This window comes from Bacillus sp. SIMBA_026 (assembly GCF_046535335.1).
GTDB classification, from domain to species: domain Bacteria; phylum Bacillota; class Bacilli; order Bacillales; family Bacillaceae; genus Bacillus; species Bacillus velezensis.
In genome coordinates, this window is sequence record NZ_JAWRWX010000002.1 from 678,391 (window position 1) to 700,936 (window position 22,546).

The window sequence follows — 22,546 nt, forward strand, 5'->3', positions numbered from 1 at the left end:
CCTCTCAAAAGTCCGCATTTCTATGAATTTTGGAGCTGTTCTATCTCTTCGTCCGTCAATCTTTGCCGCCAGATTGTGGCGCCCAGACCTTCGAGTTTTTTCTCAAGATTGCTGTAGCCGCGGTCTAAATGCTCAAGACCGGTAATTTCGGTTACGCCGTCAGCCATGAGCCCGGCGACGACCAGACAAGCGCCTGCACGCAGATCGCTCGCCTTTACTTTTGCGCCCTGAAGCTCGGCCGGACCGGTGATAATGGCCGACCTGCCTTCCACTTTCATGTTGGCCCCCATCCGTCTCAGCTCATCTATATGTTTAAATCGGGCCGAGTAGATGGTGTCGGTTACGACGCTCGTACCGCTGGCTCTCGTTAACAGAGATGTCATCGGCTGCTGAAGATCAGTCGGGAATCCCGGGTAAACAAGCGTTTTTACGTCGACCGGTTTTATCTGCTTCTGCCCGCCGAGCATAAGAAGCTGATCGTCACTCGTCTCAATGTGAAAACCCATTTCCCTGAGCTTCGCCGTTAATGACTCCAGGTGAGTCGGTATGACATTATCAATAATGACTTCTTTCCCCATCGCGGCGCCGGCGATCATAAAGGTGCCCGCCTCAATTCTGTCCGGAATGATCGTATGCCTGCATCCGTGCAGCTCTTTTACGCCGTCGATTCTGATTACATTGGTTCCCGCGCCTTTGATCTTTGCGCCCATGCTGGTGAGCAATGTGGCAACATCAATAATCTCAGGTTCCTTGGCGGCGTTTTCTATCACGGTTTTACCTTCAGCCAGTACAGCGGCAAGCATGATATTGATCGTCGCTCCGACGCTGACGACATCTAAATAAATCCGTGCGCCTCTCAGCCTTTCGGCGCGCAGATAAATCGCGCCTTGTTCATTGGTGACTTCCGCCCCAAGCGCTTCAAACCCTTTGATGTGCTGGTCAATCGGCCGCGGCCCGAGATGGCATCCTCCCGGCAGTCCGATGACCGCCTGTTTGAAGCGGCCCAGCATCGCGCCCATTAAGTAATAGGAAGCACGGAGTTTTTTCACTTTGCCGTTGGGAAGCGGCATGCTGATCATCGGGGAAGGGTCGACGACCATTTCTCCTTTTTCAAAATGGACGTTTCCGCCGATTTCTTTCAGCAGGTCACGCAGCGTTTCAATATCTGAGATCTCCGGAAGCCCTTCGATCGTTACTTCGGAATTTGCCAGAATGGTTGCGGGTATCAATGCGACGGCGCTGTTTTTCGCACCGCTGATATGTACGGTTCCGTTTAACGGATCGCCGCCGGCAATATTCAACTTTTCCATGATAGTCTCCTTCCATAAGAAGATAGCTGCGGAGCGTAAATAAAATGGCATTTTATTCTGTCTCTGCAAATAAAGCTCTTGTCCAAAATGTAGCCAATTCGAAGAGAAAGAATACAAGGACATTATAAAATAACAGGAAGAAAATAGCGAAGCTTTGCGGGGCATTTTTAACACAGGATGCACAGAGGCCCGCCGGGTTCACATTCCGGGGAAACACACTCTTCACTTTGATACTGAAGGCCCGCTGCCAAACAGGAAAACATAAGGGTGCGGCAAACGGATGCAACCGGTTTGCCGCCCTTTTCACCCTTATTTATTCCAGTCTGCCAAGAATTGCTCGATGCCTTTATCCGTTAACGGATGTTTCGCCAGCTGGTGAATGACTTTAAGCGGCATCGTACCGATATGCGCACCGCGTAAAGCGGCTTCAGTCACGTGCTGCGCATGACGGATGGAAGCTGCGATGATTTGTGTATCAATATCATGAATGTCAAAAATCTGTCTTATTTCTGAAATCAGTTCAAGACCGTTATGACCGATGTCATCCAGACGGCCTAAGAACGGAGATACATAAGTCGCTCCGGCTCTTGCCGCCAAAAGCGCCTGGTTGGCGCTGAAGATGAGCGTTACGTTTGTTTTAATGTTCAGGTCGCTCAGCGCTTTTACGGCTTTTAACCCTTCAGACGTCATCGGGATTTTCACCGTGATATTCGGTGCGATTTTCGCAAGTTCTTTACCTTCTTCAATCATCTCTTCAGCATTCAGGGAAATGACTTCCGCGCTTACTGATCCGCTCACGACTTCCGTAATCTCACGAAGTCTGTCATGGAAAGACACGTCAGCTTCTTTCGCCACTAAACTAGGGTTTGTCGTAACTCCGGCAAGAACGCCAAGTTCATAAGCTTCTTTAATCTCGTCAATGTTTGCTGTATCAATGAAAAATAACATAAGGAAAGCCTCCCCAGTAATAAATTTTCAGAACTGTAAAACATGATTGCGCTTTCTAAAGGTAAGACATAAAACCGCCTGTCAATGCTGTCAGGCGGTTTATGGATGTTACATTGGATTAAGCTTGGTTTGAAGAACCGAACTCACGCATTTTGCCGATAACCGTTTCTTTGATCGCTTCACGAGCAGGTCCAAGATATTTACGAGGATCGTATTCGTTCGGCTTAGCTGCCAATGTTTCGCGGACAGCTTTTGCAGAAGAAATTTGGTTTTCAGTGTTTACGTTGATTTTAGCCGTACCAAGTGAGATTGATTTTTTAATGTCGGCAGTCGGAATTCCTGTACCGCCGTGAAGTACTAACGGAAGGCCGGTTGATTTGCCGATATCTTCCATTTCTTTGAAACCGAGGTTCGGTTCGCCTTTGTAAGGGCCGTGAACAGAACCCAGTGCAGGTGCAAGGCAGTCGATGCCAGTGCGCTCTACAAGTTCTTGACACTCTTTAGGGTCAGCATAGATTACGCCTTCAGCGATCACGTCATCTTCCTGTCCGCCTACAGTTCCAAGCTCAGCTTCAACTGAAACGCCGTGGAAATGAGCAAGCTCAACCACTTTAGCTGTAGTTGCTACGTTTTCCTCAAACGGGTGGTGAGATGCGTCGATCATTACAGAAGTGAAACCTGCATGAATCGCTTTCGCACAAGATTCAAAGCTTGAACCGTGGTCTAAGTGAATGGCGACAGGAACTGTCACTTTGTATTCTTCCATAAGAGCTTTAACCATGGCAACCACTGTTTTGAAGCCGCCCATGTAGCGTCCCGCGCCTTCTGAAACACCAAGAATAACCGGGGATTTTTCCTCTTCTGCTGCTTGTAAAATAGCTTGAGTGAACTCAAGGTTATTTAAGTTAAATTGTCCAACAGCATATCCTTTTTCTTTAGCTGTATTCAACATTTCCGTCATTGAAACTAAAGGCATGTCGAAAGTCCTCCTTATGTAGCCTGATTTGCTTCTTCTCGAAAAAAGCTTTCCACCTATAGCATGACCATAAAAACCTGTCATATGTAAAACAACAGATCGCTTTTTCTCCATCTCTAGGATACCAACTTTTCGACAAATCGGCAACACAATGACATAATTGTTTCTAATTTTATTAATTCGATTTTAGAGGTAAATATTTTTTCACCGCGTCTCTGATCTCATCAATGTCAAAAGGTTTCGCAAAATGGGTCAGCGCTCCGAGCTCTTTTGATTCCTTAATCATATCAAGTTCTCCGTAAGCGGTCATGATAATAACGCGGATGGATTCGTCAATCATCTTCATGCGCTTGAGAATTTCGATTCCGTCCATGCCGGGGATTTTCATATCTAAAAGCACGAGATCGGGCCGTTCTTTCGTTACGATGTCCAGCGCCTGTATGCCGTTGGCGGCCTGAAACGTCTGGTACCCCTCTTTATGAAACACTTCATTGAGCAATATGCGTATACCGTATTGGTCATCTACGATTAAAATCTTTTCATTCATCATTTTACACCCCAATATTATCATTTTCGTCAAAAGGAAGCAGTTGTTTATGTATTCTGTTTGATTTTCACATTTCCTTTAATTATAATAGTCTACTTTCCGACATTTTCTGAGCATTTTCTCTTTTGTTGTATACTGTTCTTGTATGTGTAAAGGAGGTTTCACTCATGTTAAAGATATTTACGACGCAGCTTGCAGGCATTTTTTCCCGCATTCAGGATAAGGAATCCGAAGCAATAGAAGACGGCGCGCGCCTGCTGGCGCAGGCAGCCGTCAGCGGTCATACCATTTATTTATACGGCGCAAATGAGATGCAGGGCATTTTGTGCGAGGCGGAACTCGGCTCAGAACCGATGCCTTCCGTCAAAGCGTTTCCGGATACAGCTGATTCGATTACAGAAAGCGACAGGGTGCTGATGTTTTGTTCAGGTCCGGGCACGGCTGAAGAACAGGCGCTGGCTCAAAAGCTTTATGAAAAAGGGATCGGCCTCGTTGGCGTATCTCCTGTCATCAAAGATCAAACCGGGATTGAGGCATTTTGTGATGTTCATATTGACAGCAAATTAAAAATGCCGCTTCTGCCTGATGAAGACGGGACAAGATACGGCTTTCCTTCATTAATGACAGGCCTGTATGTCTATCACGCACTGTCCTTTACGTTAAAGGAAATGATGCAGGAATATGCCTGATGCAGAAAAAAGACTTGCCGCTTTTAAAGGAGGCAAGTCTTTTTTTATTACTTCTGTTCTGCAGCTTGTACGGAAGCGCCGATAAAGTCTTTGAATAAAGGCTGAGGTCTTGTCGGTCTTGATTTGAACTCAGGGTGGAACTGGCAAGCGACATACCAAGGATGGTCTTTCAGCTCGATGATTTCCACAAGACGGCCGTCAGGGCTTGTTCCTGAGAACACAAAACCGTTCTCTTCCATTTGCTGTCTGTATTCGTTGTTGAATTCATAACGGTGGCGGTGGCGTTCGTATACCACTTCATCCGCATACGCTTCGAAGGCTTTCGTGTCTTCCTGGAGCTTACAAGGGTACAGTCCGAGACGAAGCGTTCCTCCAAGATCCTCGACATCTTTTTGTTCTGGCAGAAGGTCGATGATCGGATAAGGAGTGGACGGATCGATCTCCGCAGAGTGAGCCCCTTCCAGACCTAATACGTTTCGCGCATATTCAATGGATGCAATCTGCATACCGAGGCAGATGCCGAAGAACGGAATTTTATTCTCACGCGCATACTTGGCGGCGATGATTTTCCCTTCTACGCCGCGGTCTCCGAAACCGCCGGGCACGATGATTCCGTCTGTGCCGCTAGTCAGCTCTTGAATATTGCTTTCTGTCACTTCTTCGGCGTTAATCCATTTGATCTTCACATCAGCGTCAAACGCATAGCCGGCGTGGCGCAGTGATTCAACGACTGAAATGTAAGCGTCCTGAAGCTCGACGTATTTACCGACGAGGCTGATTGTAATGGTTTTAGACAAGTTTTTCACTTTCGTGACAAGGTCTTTCCATTCCGTCATATCCGGGTCTTTGCATTCTAATTTCATATGATCGCAGACAAGCTTATCGAGTCCCTGCTCCTGAAGGTTAAGCGGGATGGAGTAAAGGTTGTCCGCATCTTCGCACTCGATGACCGCTTTCGTGTCAATATCGCAGAAGAGTGCGATTTTATCTTTCATATCTTGAGAAATCGGCATTTCCGTGCGCACGACGATGATATTAGGCTGAATACCGAGGCTTCTCAGCTCTTTTACGCTGTGCTGCGTCGGTTTTGTTTTCAGCTCGCCCGCCGCTTTGATGTACGGAACAAGCGTACAGTGAATGTACATCACGTTTTCATGGCCGATGTCGCTTTTCATTTGACGGATGGCTTCAAGGAACGGAAGGGATTCGATGTCTCCCACTGTTCCGCCGATCTCAGTAATGACTACATCTGCGTTTGTTTCTTTGCCTGCACGGTACACGCGGTCTTTCAGTTCATTTGTGATATGCGGAATGACCTGAACCGTTCCGCCGAGGTAGTCCCCGCGGCGCTCTTTTTTCAATACGGCGGAATAGATTTTACCAGTCGTCACGTTGCTGAATCTGTTCAGATTAATGTCAATGAAACGCTCATAATGCCCTAAGTCAAGGTCAGTCTCAGCGCCGTCATCGGTAACGAATACCTCACCGTGCTGGTACGGGCTCATCGTTCCCGGGTCAACGTTGATATAAGGGTCAAATTTTTGGATAGTGACGCTCATGCCTCTGTTTTTCAAAAGGCGGCCAAGTGACGCAGCCACAATTCCTTTTCCGAGTGATGATACAACTCCCCCGGTTACAAAAATATATTTCGTCATTTCGTTTGCTCCTCTCTTCGGTCTGCACTACATTCCTTAAAATGTGCCGTTTTATAGAAAATCATTTCACTAAAAACAAATGATGTGTAAAAGAATTTGGGAGATGAAAATAAGAAAGCTCCCTTTCAATTTCTTGAAAGGGAGCGTAGCACTCTTATGAATTCTCTTCTTTTTGAAGAGCCCAAAATACATACTACATAGTTCGACAATGAAAGTCAAGATCGTTTTGCTGATATAAAATCAGTCTTTGCGTTCCTCTTCCTCATCATCATAATCTTCCTCATCTTCTTCAATCACATCGTCTTCGATCTCAAGCTCGTCGTCATCTTCTTCATCGATATCTTCGTCGTCAAAGCTGTCTGCGTCAAGGTCAATATCTTCTTCTATTTCATCGAGATCGATGTCATCTTCATCAACTTCCTCGAATTCATCAAGGTCGAGATCTTCCTCAACGACTTTTTTCGCTTTTTTCTTTTTCGCTTTTACAGTCGGCTGTGTTTCTTCGTCCAGCTGATCGTACGGATACCAGCTGCGAAGCCCCCACGTCTGGTCTGACAGAGCAATAAAGCGGCCGTCAATGTTCAGGTCTGTATAAAATTGGGCGATACGGTCGCCCAGTTCCTCTTTCGTAACACCGAGCAAGGAGATCATTTCATTCAGCAGCTCCTGAAACGGAACCGGTTTTTTATGTTCTGAGAAAATTTCGTGAGCGATTTCAACTAAAGCCATCTGCTTCAGCTGTTCCTGAGAATATTGTTTGATACTCAAGGTCGGACACTCCCTTTCTATTACTTATATGTATCTGTTTCTATCCTATAATAAGAACGAATTTGTATTGTTTTGTTCATAAACCATACCTCTCATTATAAACAAATTAAAACAGAATATGCTACCCTTAACAGCGTAATTTAAGAAATTTTAGAGCCGTCCCGTCATAAATCGGCTAATGTGCGAAAACAAAGCCGCCGGCATATGCGCCGGCGGCCCGCTTCTTTCTATAAAGACTCTTGTTTTTCAGCGCCGAATACAGACATGGCGAGCAATTCACTGACATCATAAGTGCCCACCGCGTCTTCGGCTTCTTTCGCTTTCGTACCGTCACCGAGCATGGTCAGACAGTAAGGACATCCGGAGCTGATGACCGTCGGACTGACAGAAAGCGCCTGCTCAGTCCGGGCCGTGTTGATTCTCGCTCCCGTTTCTTCTTCCATCCACATGAGCCCTCCCCCGGCGCCGCAGCACATCCCATTTTCGCGGCTGCGCTCCATTTCCTTCAATTGAACGCCCGGAATGGCTTTTAAGATCGCTCTCGGCGGCTCATACACTTCATTGTATCTTCCTAAATAGCACGAGTCATGGAAGGTAATCGTTTCATTCACCGGGTGAAGCGGTTTTAGTCTCCCCTGTGACACAAGCTCGGCTAATAATTCAGTATGATGATAGACTTCGGCCCGGAATCCGAAATCAGGATATTCATTTTTGAACATATTATAGGCGTGCGGATCAATCGTGACGATTTTTTTGATCCCGTGTTTTTCAAATTCGCCGATGTTGTGTTCCGCCAGCTCTTGGAACAGAAACTCGTTGCCCAAACGGCGCGGCGTGTCGCCTGAGTTTTTTTCCTTATTGCCGAGAATCGCAAAGGATACGCCCGCTTCATTAAGCAGCTTTGCAAATGAGACGGCAATCTTTTGGCTCCTGTTGTCGTAGGAACCCATTGAGCCGACCCAAAATAAGTAGTCGAACTCTTTGTCTTGTTTTTTCATTTCTTTCACTGTCGGAATCTCTGTATCAGCCTGCTCCCGCCAGTTCTCCCGCTCTTTCCGGTTTAAGCCCCACGGGTTTCCCTGTCTTTCAATGCTTGTCATGGCCCGCTGCGCGTCGCTGTCCATCTTCCCTTCCGTAAGCACAAGATAGCGGCGCAGATCGATAATTTTATCAACGTGTTCATTCATGACCGGACATTGATCTTCACAGTTGCGGCAAGTGGTGCACGCCCAAATCTCCTCTTCCGTGATGACCTCGCCGATTAAGCTCGGGTTGTAATCAATGGCCGCCGCCGCTTCACGCGATCCTCCCCCTGAGGAAGCCGCGGCGAGCTGATTCGCCTTCGTGTGCTGAAAAACGGGCGCGGGCACCCACGGAGATTTTGACGTCACGGCAGCGCCTTTTTCCGTCAAATGGTCTCTGAGCTTTAAAATGAGGTCCATCGGCGAGAGCATCTTGCCCGTACCGGAGGCCGGACACATATTTGTACAGCGGCCGCATTCGACGCAGGCGTAAAGGTCGACAAGCTGAGAGCGGCGGAAGTCTTCAATCTTTCCGACGCCGTAGCTTTCTTTCGTCTCATCGGTGAAATCGATTTTTTCCAGCTTTCCTTTTGAATCCAGCCTGCTGAGGAACACATTCGCCGGACCCGCAATTAAGTGCGCATGCTTTGATTGCGGCACGTACACTAAAAAGCTGAGCAAAAACAACAGATGAAGCCACCATGAAACATAAAACACGGCGGCGGCCGCCGGCGCTGAAAGACCGCCGAGCACAAACGCAATGGAGGAAGCGATCGGTTCCGTCCAAGACAGAGAATGATCGTGCCATAAAAGGTTCATGGCGTTCCCGAGAAGCACCGTCACCATCAGTCCGCCGATAAACAGCAGGACAAGCCCCGCTTTAAACCCGCGTTTCAGTCTGACGAGTTTTTCAATGTAGCGCCGGTAAAACGCCCAGACTACGGCGATTAAAATCAAAAACGTGACGATTTCCTGAAAAAAGGTAAACGCCGGATAAAGCGGACCGAACGGCAGATGGCGGTCAGGAAGCAGCCCTTTCAGAATAAAATCAATTGCGCCGAACTGAACGAGTATAAAACCGTAAAAAAACAGAACGTGGATGATTCCGCTCTTTTTATCTTTCAGCAGTTTTTTCTGTCCGAACACATTCACCCATATCTTCTGAAGACGTTCTTTCAGGCGTTTATCAAATTCTTCCCTTTGGCCGAGCTTAATATAAGCGATCCTCGTTCTGATCAGGTAAACGAATAAATAAACGGCGTAAGCGGTTACAGCTGAAAACAGCAGCGCGTTTACCATGAGAAATGCGTTCATCTTGTCTCCCCCTTTGTTCTGATACCCCTCTTCATTGTCATATCTTTACTTTATCATAAATAATGAATGAGTGTTCAGTCAATAATTAAATTCACATTCTCAGGGCACACTACGAATACTTCGGAAAGGAGCGTCGGTATGAAGGTCATTTTTGTGTTGCTTGTCATTTTTATCATATTGATCGCACTTATGCTGCTTGATATGCTGCTTGGCCGGGCGGCGTACAAAAAACAGGCGTATGAGCCCGTTTTTGACCCGAAAAAGAGTGATATCACACTCATTCACTGCGGCAGCGAGCTTGTGCGGCAGATGACGGCCGATATCCGCCAAGCCGTCTCTTCTATTCATATGATGTTTTTTATTATGAAGAACGACCAAGTCAGCCATGAGATGTTTGATTTATTGAAAGAAAAGGCTCAGGCCGGCGTCTCCGTATATCTGCTGCTCGATTGGGCGGGCAGCCGCCAAGTGAAAAAGCCTTCCATTCAAACGATGAAAAAAGCCGGCGTTCACGTTCATTTTCTAAATAAACCGGCATTTCCGTTTCTTTTTTTCAGGCTGCAAAAACGGAATCACCGGAAAGTGACCGTCATTGACGGCAAAATCGGGTATGTCGGCGGTTTTAATATCGCTGAAGAGTACCTCGGCAAAAAAGCGAAGTTCGGAAACTGGGAGGATTATCACCTGCGGATGACCGGCGAAGGCACGGCGGATCTTCAGACTCTTTTTGTAAGCGATCTGAAACGAAACACCGGAAAAGCACCCGGATCACCCGGGGTTTATCCGGTGTTATCCGAAGGGAATATCTCTCATAGGACATATGCATCTGACGGTTTTTCGCTTGAATCGCATTATGAAAACTGCATCCGTAAGGCGGAGAAAAAAATCATTATCGGCACACCTTATTATGTACCGAGCAAAAAGCTTCAGGAAGCGCTTATTTCAGCCTGCCGAAAAGGCGTCAAAGTCATCTTGATCGTTCCGATGAAATCAGACCACCCGCTCGTTCGGGAAACAGCTTTTACCTATTATCCCGAGCTTCTGAAGGCCGGCTGCCTCATCTATCGGTATTATCAAGGCTTTTATCATGTCAAAGCCTTCATTATAGATGACCGCATCAGCATTATCGGCACACCGAATTTTGATAAACGGAGCCTGTTCTGGAATGAAGAGGTGAATGTCATCATTCATGATGAAGCCTTTACAAAGGAAGTGCTTTCAACCATAAAGCAGGACATCGAAAAATCCGAGCTTCTCACATTAGAAAAAGTGAAACAGCGCTCCGTCAGACAGCTTCCTGCAGAATGGCTGGGAAAGGCCATATCTTACTTTTTATAAAGGAGAAACCATATGCTGTTCAGATTCGGATTCGTCGCAAACGCCATGTGCCTTTGGGACGCGTCCCCCGCCAAAACCTTAACATATGCGCGCTATACCAAGCTTTCCCGCAGTGAGCAGAAAGACGCCCTGCTTTCTGTGACGAAAGCCAATCTTACCAATACGCTGCGCACCATCCATTATGTGATCGGACACGGCATCCCGCTGTACAGGTTCTCAAGCTCGATTGTGCCGCTGGCCACCCATCCGGATGTGCTGTGGGATTTTGTCACGCCGTTTCGCCAGGAGTTCCGTGAGATCGGCGGGCTGGTCAGAAAATATGACCTCAGAACGAGCTTTCATCCGAACCAATTCACGCTTTTTACAAGCCCGAAACAGGAGATCACCGCAAATGCGGTCAAGGATATGGCCTATCATTATGACATGCTGGACGCAATGGGCATCGCGGACCGTTCCGTCATCAACATCCATGTCGGAGGCGCTTACGGTGACAAACAAAGCGCGCTTGGCCGTTTCCGCGTGAATCTGAAAGAACTTCCCGATGTCATCAAACAGCGGATGACTTTAGAAAACGATGATAAAACATATACGTCCGAGGAAACACTCAGTGTATGTGAGCAAGAAGGCATTCCGTTTGTGTTTGATTATCACCATTTTTACGCCAATCCGACCGATGACGCTGATTTAGATGACATTCTTCCGCGGATGATCAAAACATGGCAGCGGATCGGCTTAAAGCCGAAGGTCCATCTCTCCTCGCCAAAATCGGAATCAGCCGTACGCAGTCATGCGGACTATGTGGATGCGAATTTTATTCTGCCGGTGCTGGAGCGGTTCAGACAATGGGATACGGACATCGACTTTATGATTGAGGCGAAAGAGAAAGACCGGGCGCTGCTACGGCTCGTCGAAGAATTAAGCGCCATCCGCGGAGTCAAACGCCTGGCGGGCGGAGTGCTGAAGTGGAAGGCATAACCAGGTTTATCACCCGTTTATATGGGGAATTTCCGAAATAACAGACCATCAGACGGAGGAGAAAACATATGAAAAACATTACATCTTTGAAAATAGCCGCTAAGAAGTTCACTTTACGAAACATGCTTCAGCTTTATCAGCTTTGCCACACGGGAGGCCACGAGCTGTATATCTACTCTAAAAAAACGATGTGCAAAATCAAAGATATCATTGAGCTGGAAACGTTCAGAATGGCCCATAAAGAACAAGAATATTTAATTGTAGTCGAAGGAAAGAAAGCGGTGCAGCTTGTTGACCGTTTCAAACATATCATCGAACCTGCGCAAAAAGAAGCCCATTAAATACGGACTACATAAAAAAGGATAGACAGGAGGCTGCCCGGCCCCTTTTGTCTATCCTTTTTCTTTTATTGATGTATCAGCTCGCCGAATTGGGCCTGATGGAGTCTCTGGTACATGCCGCCGGATGCCAGCAGTTCCTTATGATGACCTTGTTCAGCAATGCCTTCTTTTGTGACGACGACGATCCGGTCCGCATCCTTAATCGTAGCCAGCCGATGGGCGATCACAAGCGTTGTGCGCCCTTCAGACAGCTCTTGCAGCGATTTTTGGATGGCGGCTTCCGTTTCTGTATCGAGGGCTGATGTAGCCTCGTCTAAAATTAAGATCGACGGGTTTTTCAAAAACATTCTGGCGATGGAAAGCCGCTGTTTCTGCCCGCCTGACAGCTTCACGCCGCGCTCGCCGATCACCGTGTTTAAACCGTCGGGATACCCGTTTACCAAATCCTCTAAATGCGCCTGGCGGACGGCCTGCCAGATTTCTTCCTCAGACGCATCGAGCCGCCCGTAAGCAATGTTTTCCCGCAATGTGCCGGAAAACAGAAAGACATCCTGCTGGACGACGCCGATTTGTCCGCGCAGAGATGACAGCGTCATGTCCTTAATATCGATACCGTCAATGGAAATCACGCCTTCAGACGGCTCATAAAAGCGCGGCAGCAGACTTGTCAGCGTTGATTTTCCCGCTCCCGAAGGCCCGACGAATGCGACTGTCTCCCCGGCATGAATGGACAAATTGATTCCCGACAGAACCGGACTGTTTTCTTCGTAACCGAATGACACACGATCATAACGGATATTCCCTTTTAAACCGGACACATGTCTCGCGTTCGGGGCGTCCTTGATATCAGGCTCCGTTTCCAGTATTTCTATAAAGCTTTTAAAACCGGCAATGCCTCTCGGATACATCTCAATAATCGCGTTGATTTTATCAATCGGACGGAACAGAACGTTCGTCAGCAGCACAAAAGCGACGAATTCCCCGTAAGATAACGATCCGCGGATCACGAACCATGTGCCGCACAATAAGACGAACAGCGTGACGAATCTTGTCAGCATGTAACTGATCGAGCCGTTTTTCGCCATGATTTTATATGACGTCAGCTTTGTTTTGCGGAAACGCTGATTGTTCACGTCAAACCGCTGCGTTTCAAACGCTTCATTGCTGAAAGCCTGAACAAGACGGATGCCGCCGATATTGTTTTCAACCCTCGCGCTGAAGTCTCCGACGTCTTTGTTCAGTTTTGTAAACGCAGAGGTCATTTTTTTATTAAAATACAAAGCAAGCCAAATGACGACCGGCATAATGATAAAAGTCAACAGCGCAAGCTGCCAGTTAATAAACAGCATCACACCGAACGCGCCCAAAATCGTCATAATCGCGATAAACAGGTCTTCAGGTCCGTGATGGGCGGTTTCTCCGATATACATCAAATCATTGGTGAGCTTGGACATTAAACTGCCCGTTTTGTTGTTATCGTAAAATTTGAACGAAAGCTTTTGCAGATGGTCAAAAAGCTTTTTCCGCATATCGGTTTCAATGTTAATGCCGAGCATATGGCCCCAATACGTCACAACATACTGAAGCGCCGAGCTGAGGGCGTAGACCCCGAATAAAGCCGCTGAAGTCAAAATAATCAGACTCCAATCCCGCCCCGGGAGCAATGTATCGATAAAGTAATTGACAATCAGAGGAAAACTCAGCTCCATCAATCCGCCGGCGATGGCAGAAAAGAAGTCGAGAAAAAACAGCTTTTTGTACGGTTTATAATAAGAAAAAAATTGTCGCAGCACGATTCCGTCCTCCTTGTGCCTCGTTCTTAATGATAATATTTCTCAATTATACTATACACAAGGAGTTTTAAAAGCGTTTTTTATAAAACGCCGGAAAATAACCGTGCGAAGGATTCCTTCGTTCTTTCCCATAATGTGCGCTTATAGAAACGGACGGGGCTGATTTTTTCAGACTCCTTCATATCCTCCAGATAATGCGCTTCAAGATCTTTGATCGCCTCTTGATCTGTAAAAAAGACATTGACTTCAAAGTTCAGCTGAAAGCTTCTCATGTCCATATTCGCTGTCCCGACAGAGGCGAGGTTTCCGTCAGTGATGAGCACCTTTTGATGCATAAAGCCTTTTTGATAAGAATAGACTTCGATTCCTTCGCGAAGAAGCTCGGGGAAATACGATCTCGTCGCGTACTGGGTTAAAAACCCGTCATTGGTTTCCGGCACCATGACACGCACCCGGACGCCTCTGGCAGCAGCCTCCTTTAGTGCTGTGCGGATCGGCTCATTCGGCACGAAATAAGGCGTCGCGATCCATACAGACGATTCGGCCGCCGCTATCATGGCATAATACAGATCGCTCATCCGCTCCTTCATATCGGGGCCCGTCGGAACGACTTGATAGACGCCGCCGCTTTCTGCCGCAACCGGGCGGGTGTATGCTTTCTGATCAATCAGCACCTCATCCGAAACGTATTCCCAATCAAGCATAAAAATGCTGTGGAGCGTCTGAACGATTTCTCCTTCGACTTTCATATGGGTGTCCCGCCAAAAGCCGACATCTTGATCTTTGCCGATATACTCCTTGCCGACATTCAGCCCGCCGACAAAACCGACTTTCCCGTCAACGATGACGATCTTGCGGTGATTTCTGAAATTGAATTTTTGGTTGAAAAAACCGTATTTCAGCGGCAGAAACGGGACGATATTCACGCCCGATCGTTTCAGTTTTTTAATATCTTTTCCGGCCAGCTTCAGGCTGCCGGCCGCGTCGAACAAAAACCGCACTTCCACGCCTTGACGCGCCTTTTCCATCATAATGTCCATCATCTTGTGCCCGAGCATGTCTGATTTGAACATGTAATACTCAATATGTATAAATGACGCGGCCTCCCGGAGCGCCTCAAACAGCTCAGGAAATGTTTCGTCCCCGTTTTTGAGCACCTTCAGCCTGCTTTTTGTATTGATATTCATATGGGACGCCTTGATTGAATATTGAAAGAAACGCTTCTGATTTCCTTTCAGCCCGGTCAGATCGGGTGTCTGTTCCATATCAAATATCGTTCTCAGCTTTTCCCGGTTGTATGTCCGTTTCGACCTGAACAGCTTGCCTTTTTCATAAAGCTGGCCGGAAAAAAGGTAAAATAAGTACCCGGCGATCGGAAAAAACACAAGAATATGAATCCATAACAGCGTGTGCTGCGAGGTGCGGTTTTCAAGAATTAACGAATAGATGCTGAACAAAATAATGCTTGCATAGCAAAGCACCCCTCCGTAAAACTCAAGCCTGGAAACCGGAAAAAACCATATGACATATGCTCCGATAAGCATCATATATAAAAAGCAAAATTCCAGTCTCCTTTTCAGCATCCCGACTCTCTCCCATCTGATCCGATATCTCTGTATACCCTCTGTTTTCCGGCTTGTAAACATATGAAAAAGCCTCTCCGCACGAGCGGAAAGGCTTATGATGAAGCTTCCTGTGATTGGCCGGGTGTGATGTTCTGAAGCAATGCCGGATTGAGCGAGCAGCTGCCTTTGATTTTATTTTTGAAGATGCCGATGATCAGACCGGTGACCGCTATCGACACTAAGGAGAAGAGCCCTTTCAGCAATCCGACGGAGAAAATGCCGGCCAGCACGACGCCAAAATCGAAGAGGAAATTAACGGCACCCGGATTCCATCCGCAGCGCTTTTGCAGAAATAAAGCGAGGATATTGGCGCCGCCGAGCGATGCCTGATGATAAAACATGAGCGACAGGCCCAACCCGATCAGCGCCCCGCCGCAAATCGCCCCGGCAAGCGGTGAAACAGAGACCGGCGGCAGCCAGTGATCCGCGCCGGTAAACAGAGTCAGCACTGTGACTGCAAAAACGGTGGATAGAGTGAATTTGATTCCCATTCTGATGAGAGAAAATATATAAAACGGGATATTAATCAGAAAGAAGATAATCGCAAACGAGGAATGAAACACGTATGACAGGCTTAGTGACAGTCCCGCTGTGCCGCCGGTTAATACATGAGAATGTCTGAGTGTCAGGACGCCGGCGCTTGTCATCAGACAGGCGGCTAAAATGAGGTAAATCCGCTTCATTCTTCACTCTCCTTTTGTTGATGTTATTTCCAAATAAAACATAACAGGAATCCCCGCTTACCAGCCATTACCTTGGCAGAAAATATCTTATGGTTTTATTTTTTCACCATAAAAAATCCCCCTTTTGCAGGGGGGATTTTCACGTGCGTTTCCGATAGACAACATAGCTGCGGGTCAAATACTTGAGGGGCAGGCTGAACACGTGAACCAATCTTGTAAACGGCCAAAGGATAAAAACGACGTACCCTATGATGATATGAAACTTAAACCATAGCGGGACACTTTCCATCAAAGAAGCGTCAGGGCGGAACAAAACAATTTCCCTGAACCACGGCCCGACTGTTGCCCTGTAATCAAATCCTTTCGAGTCAATGTTGAGGAACGTGGCCGCAACGCCCGACAGCATCATGAACAGCAGCAGAATAAGCGTCAGGATATCCGATGGCGAGCTGGTTTTGCGGATTCTTTTGTCAAACAGCCTTCTGTACGTCAGGATGACAAGTCCGGTACATGCCGCGATCCCCGCCGGCAGGCCTGCGCCGATCGCTATTTTGTGATACATATGCTCGGAAATGCCAAGAGAAGCATACACGCCTTCAGGGATCAAAATTCCCATGACATGTCCGCCGACAACGCATAGTAAGCCCCAGTGAAAAAGTGTGCTGCCAGCGGCGAGTTTTTTCTTTTCTAACAGCTCGCTTGATTTCGCCGTCCAGCCGAATTGGTCATGCTGATAGCGGTAAATATGCCCGCCGATAAAGATCGTCAATACAATGTATGGCATAACGCCCCACAGGATCTGCCCGCTCATTCCTGAACAGCCCCTTCTTCAGTGCTTTCATGTACACCGATGTTTTCCAGCGCGGCCTGCAGCACGTGCAGCAGCTCAGCATAGATGCTGTCATTTTTTTCGAGGCGGGAAGCCAGCTCCCTCACATTGGACAGGTATTTCTCAAACACGCTTCTCGCCGCTTCAATCTCCGCAACCGCGGCGAATTCCAGCATCAGCGGCAGGTAATCTGGCAGTTCTTTATCTGTCGGCAGGAAACCGGATTGCTGGTAGGTGTTTTTTAAATACAGCAATTCGATGCCGCGTTCCCTCTGCTCGCCTGAGTTAAAGTAGGTGACGTACATATTCGTTTTTTTTCCGAAATCGAACGTATACACATAGTGTTCAATCAGCGCTTGCGGAGAAAAGCCGGCTGCCGCCTCTAAAAAGTGCAGCAATTTCTCACGGATTTGCTGATTGGTGATGTCATGGATAAGAGCCTTCCAATCGGGAATCTCGGCTCTCCACTCTTCATCCGGATAAGAGAGAAGAGAGGAAAGAGCGGAGAACGTCATTTGCCGGTCTGTGGTGTTCATGTTATTACACCTCATTTATGAAAAATTAGAAACAAGAGCCCGGGCCGCCTGAAAATGATAAGCCGCAGCTCCCTTGTTCAGCATATAAATCCGACACTTCTTCTCGATGGCTGCTCGGGATCACAAAGCGGTCATCATATTTGGCGATCGCCAGCAGCCGATACATGTCTTCAATTTGCTGTTCGGTTAAGCCGACACTGGAGACCAATGCCGGGTCGATAGATTTATTCGTCTGAATCGCCCTCATATACTGGCGCATGACAGACATTTTCTTTAACGTTGACCGAATATGATCCGTATCACCGGCCGTTAATAACTGCGCCAAATAGTCAATCGGAATTCTCATTTGGTCGATAGCCGGAAAAATCGCTTCCGCCGTTTGCCGGCTGCCTTTTCCTTCAAAGAGGTTCATAATCGGGCTGAGCGGCGGAATGTACCAAACCATCGGCAGCGTACGGTACTCAGGATGAAGCGGAAGCGCAATCTTCCAGTCAATGATCATTTTATAGATCGGCGATCGCTGCGCAGCCTCTATCCATTCAGCCGGGATGCCTTGTTCTTTTGCCAGTTTGGCAATCTCAGGATCATTCGGATCAAGAAAAACGTCCAGTTGGGAATGGTAGAGATCCTTTTCATTTTCAACAGAGGCCGCTTCCTCCACTTTGTCCGCGTCATACAGCATGACGCCGAGATAGCGGATTCTGCCCACACACGTTTCAGAGCAGATAGTCGGCAGCCCCGCCTCCAATCGCGGGAAGCAGAGTGTGCATTTTTCCGCTTTGTTCGTTTGCCAGTTAAAATAGACTTTTTTATAAGGACAGGATGACACGCAATACCTCCATGAACGGCATGCGTTTTGATCCACAAGCACAATGCCGTCTTCCTCACGTTTGTACATGGCGCCGGAAGGACAGGAGGACACGCACGCCGGATTGATGCAGTGTTCGCAAATACGCGGCAGATACATCATAAAGACCTCATCGAATTCCGTTTTAATGGATTCCTCCATTTTTTGAACGTTTGGATCTTCAAGCCCTGTAATATGGCCGCCCGCGAGATCATCTTCCCAGTTCGGGCCCCATTCGATATTCATGAAATCCCCCGTTAAGGACGATTTCGGGCGCGCCACCGGCTGGTGTTTTTTCTGCGGGCTGTTTGTTAACGTTTCATAATCATAGTTCCAAGGTTCATAGTAATCATCAATCGTCGGCTGGTTCGGGTTATAGAAAAGGCCTGCAAGCCGGTTTGTTTTCGGGCCTGACTTCAGTTCAAGCTTTCCTTTTTTCAACGTCCAGCCGCCTTTATATTTGTCCTGGTCCTCCCATTGCTTCGGGTAGCCGATGCCAGGCTTTGTTTCTACATTATTGAAGTACATATATTCCGCACCGGAACGGTTTGTCCACGTGTTTTTGCAGGTGACGCTGCACGTGTGGCAGCCGATGCATTTATCCAAGTTCATGACCATCCCGATTTGCGCTTTAATCTTCAAGCCAATCGACCTCCTTCAGCTTGCGGATGACGACATTCAGATCGCGCTGATTCCCCGTCGGACCGTAATAGTTAAAGCCGTAGCTGAGCTGGGCATAGCCCCCGATCATCTGGGTCGGCTTGACGTGAATCCTTGTCGGGCTGTTATGGGTGCCTCCGCGGTTATTCGTCAGTTTTGTGCCGGGCACATTGATGTGGCGGTCCTGGGCATGGTGCATAAACGCCATTCCTTTAGGAATCCGATGAGACAAAACCGCTCTCGCGACGACAACACCGTTTCGGTTGAAGCATTCAATCCAATCGTTGTCTTTGATATCCGTATCCGCAGCATCATCTTTATTCATCCACACGGTCGGCCCGCCGCGGAACAGCGTCAGCATCGGCAGAGAATCAAAATACATGCTGTGGACGGACCATTTATTATGCGGCGTCAAATAATTAAGAACGATCTCTTTGCCCTCTTGATCAGGCCGCTTGCTTAGGAACGGACGGTGCTGGAGGATCGGTTTAAATGTCGCCATCGTTTCACCGAATTCCATCATCAGTTCATGATCGACATAATAGGATTGTCTGCCTGTCAGCGTCCGCCACGGAATTAATTTTTCCACATTCGTCGTAAACGGCGAATACCTGCGCCCTCCTTTTTCTGAGCCGGTAAAGGCCGGAGAGGTGATGACCGTTTTCGGCTGGGCTGTAATTTGTTCGAACGTAAAGCATTCTTCCTCGCGCTCTTCCGCCAGGTCTTTCAGCTTCAGGTTTGTGATGTTTTCAAGCGATTCCCATGCTTTCACGGCGACTTTTCCATTGGAGGTGGACGACAGGGTTAAAATCGCTTCCGCCGCCTGCTTCGCTTCACTTATATTCGGACATCCTTTGGCAACGCTGTTTGAATCGGTTTCTCCCAGTCTCTGTTTGAGTGATTCATATTCATCCGCAATCGACCAGCTCATCCCTTTTGTTCCGCTCGGTTTTAAAGCCGTATGAGGACCGAGCGCGGTCATTTTATGAAAAATGTGTTTGTAATCCCGTTCAACGACATGGATGTTCGGCATCGTTTTTCCCGGAATGGCTTCACATTCACCCTTGCTCCAGTCATTGATTTTGCCGAACGGCTGGGCCAATTCCTGCATCGTGTCGTGGAGGAGCGGCATGGCGACTACCTCTTTCACCGGCTCCATATCGACTTCTTCCGCCAGATCGGAAACGGCTTTTGACAGCGCCTTGAAAATATCCCAGTCTGACTTCGATTCCCACGGCGCCGAGATGGCCGGAGCAAATGGATGAATAAACGGATGCATATCCGTGCTGCTGAGATCGTGTTTTTCATACCATGTCGCCGCCGGCAGCACGATATCGGAATACAGCGCCGTACCCGCCATTCGAAAATCGAGGTTGATTAACAAGTCGAGCTTTCCCTCCGGTGCCTGCTCCCTCCATTTGATTTCTTCAGGGCGGATGCTGTCGCTGTCGTCATTCATCAAACCGTTCGTCGTCCCCAGCAGATGCTTAAGAAAGTATTCATGCCCTTTTCCTGAGCTTGAGATCAGATTTGCCCGCCATACGAAGAGATTCCTTGGGAAATTCACTTCATTGTCTGGGTCTTCAATCGCGAATTTCAGTTTTTTCTCTTGAAGCCGTGAGGCCACGTACGCACCTACGTCTTCAGGTGTCGCCGCCCCCGCCTTCTCAGCTTCTTTGTACAGATCAATGCCGTTTTGATCGAATGTTGGGTAAGACGGAAGCCACCCTAATCGCGCCGCCAGCACATTGTAATCGGCGTGATGCTTGTAGCGGGATGAAGAAGCGATCGGTGAAGCCAAGTCACTGATCGGCTGGTCTTCATAACGCCACTGGTCTGTCGCAAAGTAGAAAAATGAGGTGCCGTTTTGCAGTTTAGGCACGCCTTCCCAGTCCTTTGCGGTTGCAATCGTCTGCCACCCTTCAGCCGGACGGAGCTTTTCCTGCCCCACGTAATGGGCCCAGCCTCCGCCGTTTACGCCTTGGGCGCCTACGAGTAAAACAAGATTTAACACCGCACGGTAAATCGTGTCGGAGTTGAACCAGTGGTTAATGCCGGCCCCTACGATAATCATGGATCTGCCGTCTGTATCGATCGCATTTTGGGCAAACTCCCTGGCAATCTGTATAACGGCTTCTCTTTTAATTCCCGTGATCTGTTCCTGCCAGGCAGGTGTGAACGGACGGGGATCATCATAAGATGCGGCTGATTGTCCGCCGATGCCCCGGTTCACGCCGTAGTTGGCCAATATCAAGTCAAACACGGTCGTGACGTACGTTTCTTCACCATTTAGCTCCAATTTTTTAATAGGAAGATTCCGCTCAAGCACTTTGTTTCCGTCATTTGAAAAATACGGAATGCGCACCATGCCGATTTCGTCCTCTATTCCGAGCACGGAGAGACGGGGCTCAATCTGTTCCCCGGTGTCTTCGTCGATCATGTGCAGATTCCATTTCTGCTGCCCGTCCCAGCGGGAGCCCATTGTTCCTTGCGGTATGGCAAACGCACCTGTCTGTTCATTCCAGACCGCCGGCTTCCACTGATCATTTTTTGTCTGCCGCCCGATGTCTTTTGCATGCAGAAACCGCCCGGCTGTATACACGCCGTTTTCTTTTGACAGAGTGACGAAGAATGGAAAATCGGTGTATTGCTTCGCGTACTCAATAAAACGTTCAGTTTCTTGGTTCACGTAAAATTCCTGCAAAATGACGTGACCCATCGCCATCGCAAGCGCCCCGTCAGTCCCCTGGCGGATACTCAGCCAGTCATCCGCAAACTTTGAGGATTCCGCAAAATCGGGACTGATCGAAATAACCTTGGCGCCTTTATAGCGGGCTTCCGCCAGAAAATGCGCATCAGGCGTTCTCGTTAACGGAACGTTGGAGCCCCATGTGATGATATAGCCTGAATTGTACCAATCACTGCTCTCCGGAACGTCCGTCTGGTCGCCCCAAATTTGCGGGGACGCCGGCGGAAGATCCGCATACCAGTCATAAAAACTGAGCATTGGGCCGCCGATTAACGACATGAATCGCGAACCTGATGCGTGGCTGATCATGGACATCGCCGGGATCGGAGAAAAACCGACATTCCGGTCAGGCCCGTATTTCATCACTGTATACAGCAGAGAGGCTGAAATCAGCTTCAGCACCTCCGGCCATTCCGCGCGGACAAAGCCGCCTTTCCCTCTTGCCTGTTTATAGGACTTCGCTTTTTCAGGGTTTTCGACGATCGATTTCCAGGCATCCAGCGGATTATGATGCGCCTGCAATGCTTCCCGCCACAAATTGATCAGCACACCGCGTACATATGGATATTTCACACGGAGCGGGCTGTAGATGTACCAAGAAAAACTGGCCCCCCGCGGACAGCCTCTCGGTTCGAAATCAGGCATATCCGGGCCTGTTGATGGATAATTCAAGTTTTGTCCTTCCCACGTGACAATTCCGTTTTTCACATAAATATTCCAGCTGCAAGAACCCGTACAGTTGACACCGTGGGTGGAGCGAACGACTTTGTCGTACTGCCATCTGTTTCTGTATACATTCTCCCAATCACGATCTTCGCTTGTCGTTTGGCTATGGTTATTTGAATGATGTTCGATAGGAGAAAAATAGTTTAATCTCCTGAGCAACGGACTCATTTTCTTTTTCTTCATGATCGTTCACTCCTTCCGAGTCAGGTAATGCT

At 48.1% G+C, this 22,546-nt stretch carries 18 protein-coding genes; 4 read left to right on the top strand and 14 right to left on the bottom strand.

Translation table 11 applies throughout. From position 1 onward, the window contains the following. Window positions 1-20: 20 nt before the first annotated feature. The 4 genes from SB847_RS14225 to spo0F all read right to left on the bottom strand — a co-directional run bounded on the left by SB847_RS14225 (window position 21) and on the right by spo0F (window position 3,784). The gene (locus SB847_RS14225; RefSeq protein ID WP_007407612.1) at window positions 21-1,310 is read right to left on the bottom strand and encodes a UDP-N-acetylglucosamine 1-carboxyvinyltransferase; all 1,290 of its coding nucleotides are present in this window, start codon (window positions 1,308-1,310) and stop codon (window positions 21-23) included. Between the two features lie 309 nt (window positions 1,311-1,619). After that, window positions 1,620-2,258 (bottom strand): fructose-6-phosphate aldolase, encoded by a 639-nt coding sequence (fsa, locus tag SB847_RS14230; RefSeq protein WP_007407613.1) that lies wholly within the window; start codon window positions 2,256-2,258, stop codon window positions 1,620-1,622. A 118-nt stretch (window positions 2,259-2,376) separates the two neighbouring features. Further along, window positions 2,377-3,234, bottom strand: coding sequence for a class II fructose-bisphosphate aldolase (locus SB847_RS14235; protein WP_003151102.1), 858 nt, complete (start codon window positions 3,232-3,234; stop codon window positions 2,377-2,379). Between the two features lie 175 nt (window positions 3,235-3,409). After that, window positions 3,410-3,784: a sporulation initiation phosphotransferase Spo0F gene (gene spo0F / locus SB847_RS14240; protein WP_012118670.1), complete on the bottom strand. Its 375-nt coding sequence runs from the start codon at window positions 3,782-3,784 to the stop codon at window positions 3,410-3,412. 164 nt (window positions 3,785-3,948) lie between these two features. Here spo0F and SB847_RS14245 point away from each other — a divergent pair, with 164 nt between their 5' ends. Next, window positions 3,949-4,470, top strand: a complete 522-nt coding sequence (locus SB847_RS14245; protein WP_007614394.1) for a DUF2529 domain-containing protein — start codon at window positions 3,949-3,951, stop codon at window positions 4,468-4,470. Window positions 4,471-4,517: 47 nt separating this feature from the next. Here SB847_RS14245 and pyrG read toward each other — a convergent pair whose 3' ends face one another. The 3 genes from pyrG to SB847_RS14260 all read right to left on the bottom strand — a co-directional run bounded on the left by pyrG (window position 4,518) and on the right by SB847_RS14260 (window position 9,229). Beyond that, the gene (gene pyrG, locus SB847_RS14250) at window positions 4,518-6,125 is read right to left on the bottom strand and encodes a glutamine hydrolyzing CTP synthase (RefSeq protein WP_007407615.1); all 1,608 of its coding nucleotides are present in this window, start codon (window positions 6,123-6,125) and stop codon (window positions 4,518-4,520) included. Window positions 6,126-6,365: 240 nt separating this feature from the next. Continuing rightward, a complete protein-coding gene (gene rpoE, locus SB847_RS14255) occupies window positions 6,366-6,893 on the bottom strand; it encodes a DNA-directed RNA polymerase subunit delta (RefSeq protein WP_032875929.1) in 528 nt (175 codons plus the stop codon). A 227-nt stretch (window positions 6,894-7,120) separates the two neighbouring features. After that, window positions 7,121-9,229: a (Fe-S)-binding protein gene (locus SB847_RS14260; RefSeq protein ID WP_032875925.1), complete on the bottom strand. Its 2,109-nt coding sequence runs from the start codon at window positions 9,227-9,229 to the stop codon at window positions 7,121-7,123. Between the two features lie 138 nt (window positions 9,230-9,367). On the opposite strand from SB847_RS14260, the gene cls (SB847_RS14265) reads away from it, so the two are divergent. The 3 genes from cls (SB847_RS14265) (at window position 9,368) to SB847_RS14275 (ending at window position 11,883) form a co-directional block, all read left to right on the top strand. Continuing rightward, window positions 9,368-10,567: a cardiolipin synthase gene (cls, locus tag SB847_RS14265; protein ID WP_082998269.1), complete on the top strand. Its 1,200-nt coding sequence runs from the start codon at window positions 9,368-9,370 to the stop codon at window positions 10,565-10,567. Between the two features lie 12 nt (window positions 10,568-10,579). Further along, entirely contained in the window at window positions 10,580-11,542 is a 963-nt protein-coding gene (gene uvsE, locus SB847_RS14270) for a UV DNA damage repair endonuclease UvsE (RefSeq protein ID WP_410563965.1), read from the top strand. Window positions 11,543-11,610: 68 nt separating this feature from the next. Further along, a complete protein-coding gene (locus SB847_RS14275) occupies window positions 11,611-11,883 on the top strand; it encodes a hypothetical protein (protein ID WP_003151087.1) in 273 nt (90 codons plus the stop codon). A 65-nt stretch (window positions 11,884-11,948) separates the two neighbouring features. On the opposite strand, the gene SB847_RS14280 is transcribed toward SB847_RS14275, so the two are convergent. The 7 genes from SB847_RS14280 to SB847_RS14310 all read right to left on the bottom strand — a co-directional run bounded on the left by SB847_RS14280 (window position 11,949) and on the right by SB847_RS14310 (window position 22,514). Beyond that, complete coding sequence (locus SB847_RS14280; protein WP_007614400.1) at window positions 11,949-13,676, bottom strand: ABC transporter ATP-binding protein; 1,728 nt, start codon at window positions 13,674-13,676, stop codon at window positions 11,949-11,951. 80 nt (window positions 13,677-13,756) lie between these two features. After that, window positions 13,757-15,259, bottom strand: coding sequence for a cardiolipin synthase (cls, locus tag SB847_RS14285; RefSeq protein ID WP_410563969.1), 1,503 nt, complete (start codon window positions 15,257-15,259; stop codon window positions 13,757-13,759). Between the two features lie 95 nt (window positions 15,260-15,354). Next, window positions 15,355-15,984 (bottom strand): YitT family protein, encoded by a 630-nt coding sequence (locus SB847_RS14290; RefSeq protein WP_410563972.1) that lies wholly within the window; start codon window positions 15,982-15,984, stop codon window positions 15,355-15,357. 139 nt (window positions 15,985-16,123) lie between these two features. Further along, window positions 16,124-16,795, bottom strand: coding sequence for a respiratory nitrate reductase subunit gamma (gene narI, locus SB847_RS14295; protein ID WP_101670612.1), 672 nt, complete (start codon window positions 16,793-16,795; stop codon window positions 16,124-16,126). Then, complete coding sequence (gene narJ / locus SB847_RS14300; RefSeq protein ID WP_410563976.1) at window positions 16,792-17,349, bottom strand: nitrate reductase molybdenum cofactor assembly chaperone; 558 nt, start codon at window positions 17,347-17,349, stop codon at window positions 16,792-16,794. Before narJ ends, narI begins: the two co-directional genes overlap by 4 nt. A gap of 25 nt (window positions 17,350-17,374) precedes the next feature. Further along, entirely contained in the window at window positions 17,375-18,838 is a 1,464-nt protein-coding gene (narH, locus tag SB847_RS14305; RefSeq protein WP_410563978.1) for a nitrate reductase subunit beta, read from the bottom strand. After that, a complete protein-coding gene (locus tag SB847_RS14310) occupies window positions 18,828-22,514 on the bottom strand; it encodes a nitrate reductase subunit alpha (protein WP_410563981.1) in 3,687 nt (1,228 codons plus the stop codon). Before SB847_RS14310 ends, narH begins: the two co-directional genes overlap by 11 nt. Window positions 22,515-22,546 lie beyond the last annotated feature (32 nt).

Bases quoted from the DNA above. Each gene is read 5' to 3' on its own strand.
- SB847_RS14225 (WP_007407612.1), bottom strand. From the start codon at position 1,310: ATGGAAAAGTTGAATATTGCCGGCGGCGATCCGTTAAACGGAACCGTA.
- fsa (WP_007407613.1), bottom strand. From the start codon at position 2,258: ATGTTATTTTTCATTGATACAGCAAACATTGACGAGATTAAAGAAGCT.
- SB847_RS14235 (WP_003151102.1), bottom strand. From the start codon at position 3,234: ATGCCTTTAGTTTCAATGACGGAAATGTTGAATACAGCTAAAGAAAAA.
- spo0F (WP_012118670.1), bottom strand. From the start codon at position 3,784: ATGATGAATGAAAAGATTTTAATCGTAGATGACCAATACGGTATACGC.
- SB847_RS14245 (WP_007614394.1), top strand. From the start codon at position 3,949: ATGTTAAAGATATTTACGACGCAGCTTGCAGGCATTTTTTCCCGCATT.
- pyrG (WP_007407615.1), bottom strand. From the start codon at position 6,125: ATGACGAAATATATTTTTGTAACCGGGGGAGTTGTATCATCACTCGGA.
- SB847_RS14260 (WP_032875925.1), bottom strand. From the start codon at position 9,229: ATGAACGCATTTCTCATGGTAAACGCGCTGCTGTTTTCAGCTGTAACC.
- cls (WP_082998269.1), top strand. From the start codon at position 9,368: ATGAAGGTCATTTTTGTGTTGCTTGTCATTTTTATCATATTGATCGCA.
- uvsE (WP_410563965.1), top strand. From the start codon at position 10,580: ATGCTGTTCAGATTCGGATTCGTCGCAAACGCCATGTGCCTTTGGGAC.
- SB847_RS14275 (WP_003151087.1), top strand. From the start codon at position 11,611: ATGAAAAACATTACATCTTTGAAAATAGCCGCTAAGAAGTTCACTTTA.
- cls (WP_410563969.1), bottom strand. From the start codon at position 15,259: ATGCTGAAAAGGAGACTGGAATTTTGCTTTTTATATATGATGCTTATC.
- SB847_RS14290 (WP_410563972.1), bottom strand. From the start codon at position 15,984: ATGAAGCGGATTTACCTCATTTTAGCCGCCTGTCTGATGACAAGCGCC.
- narI (WP_101670612.1), bottom strand. From the start codon at position 16,795: ATGAGCGGGCAGATCCTGTGGGGCGTTATGCCATACATTGTATTGACG.
- narJ (WP_410563976.1), bottom strand. From the start codon at position 17,349: ATGAACACCACAGACCGGCAAATGACGTTCTCCGCTCTTTCCTCTCTT.
- SB847_RS14310 (WP_410563981.1), bottom strand. From the start codon at position 22,514: ATGAAGAAAAAGAAAATGAGTCCGTTGCTCAGGAGATTAAACTATTTT.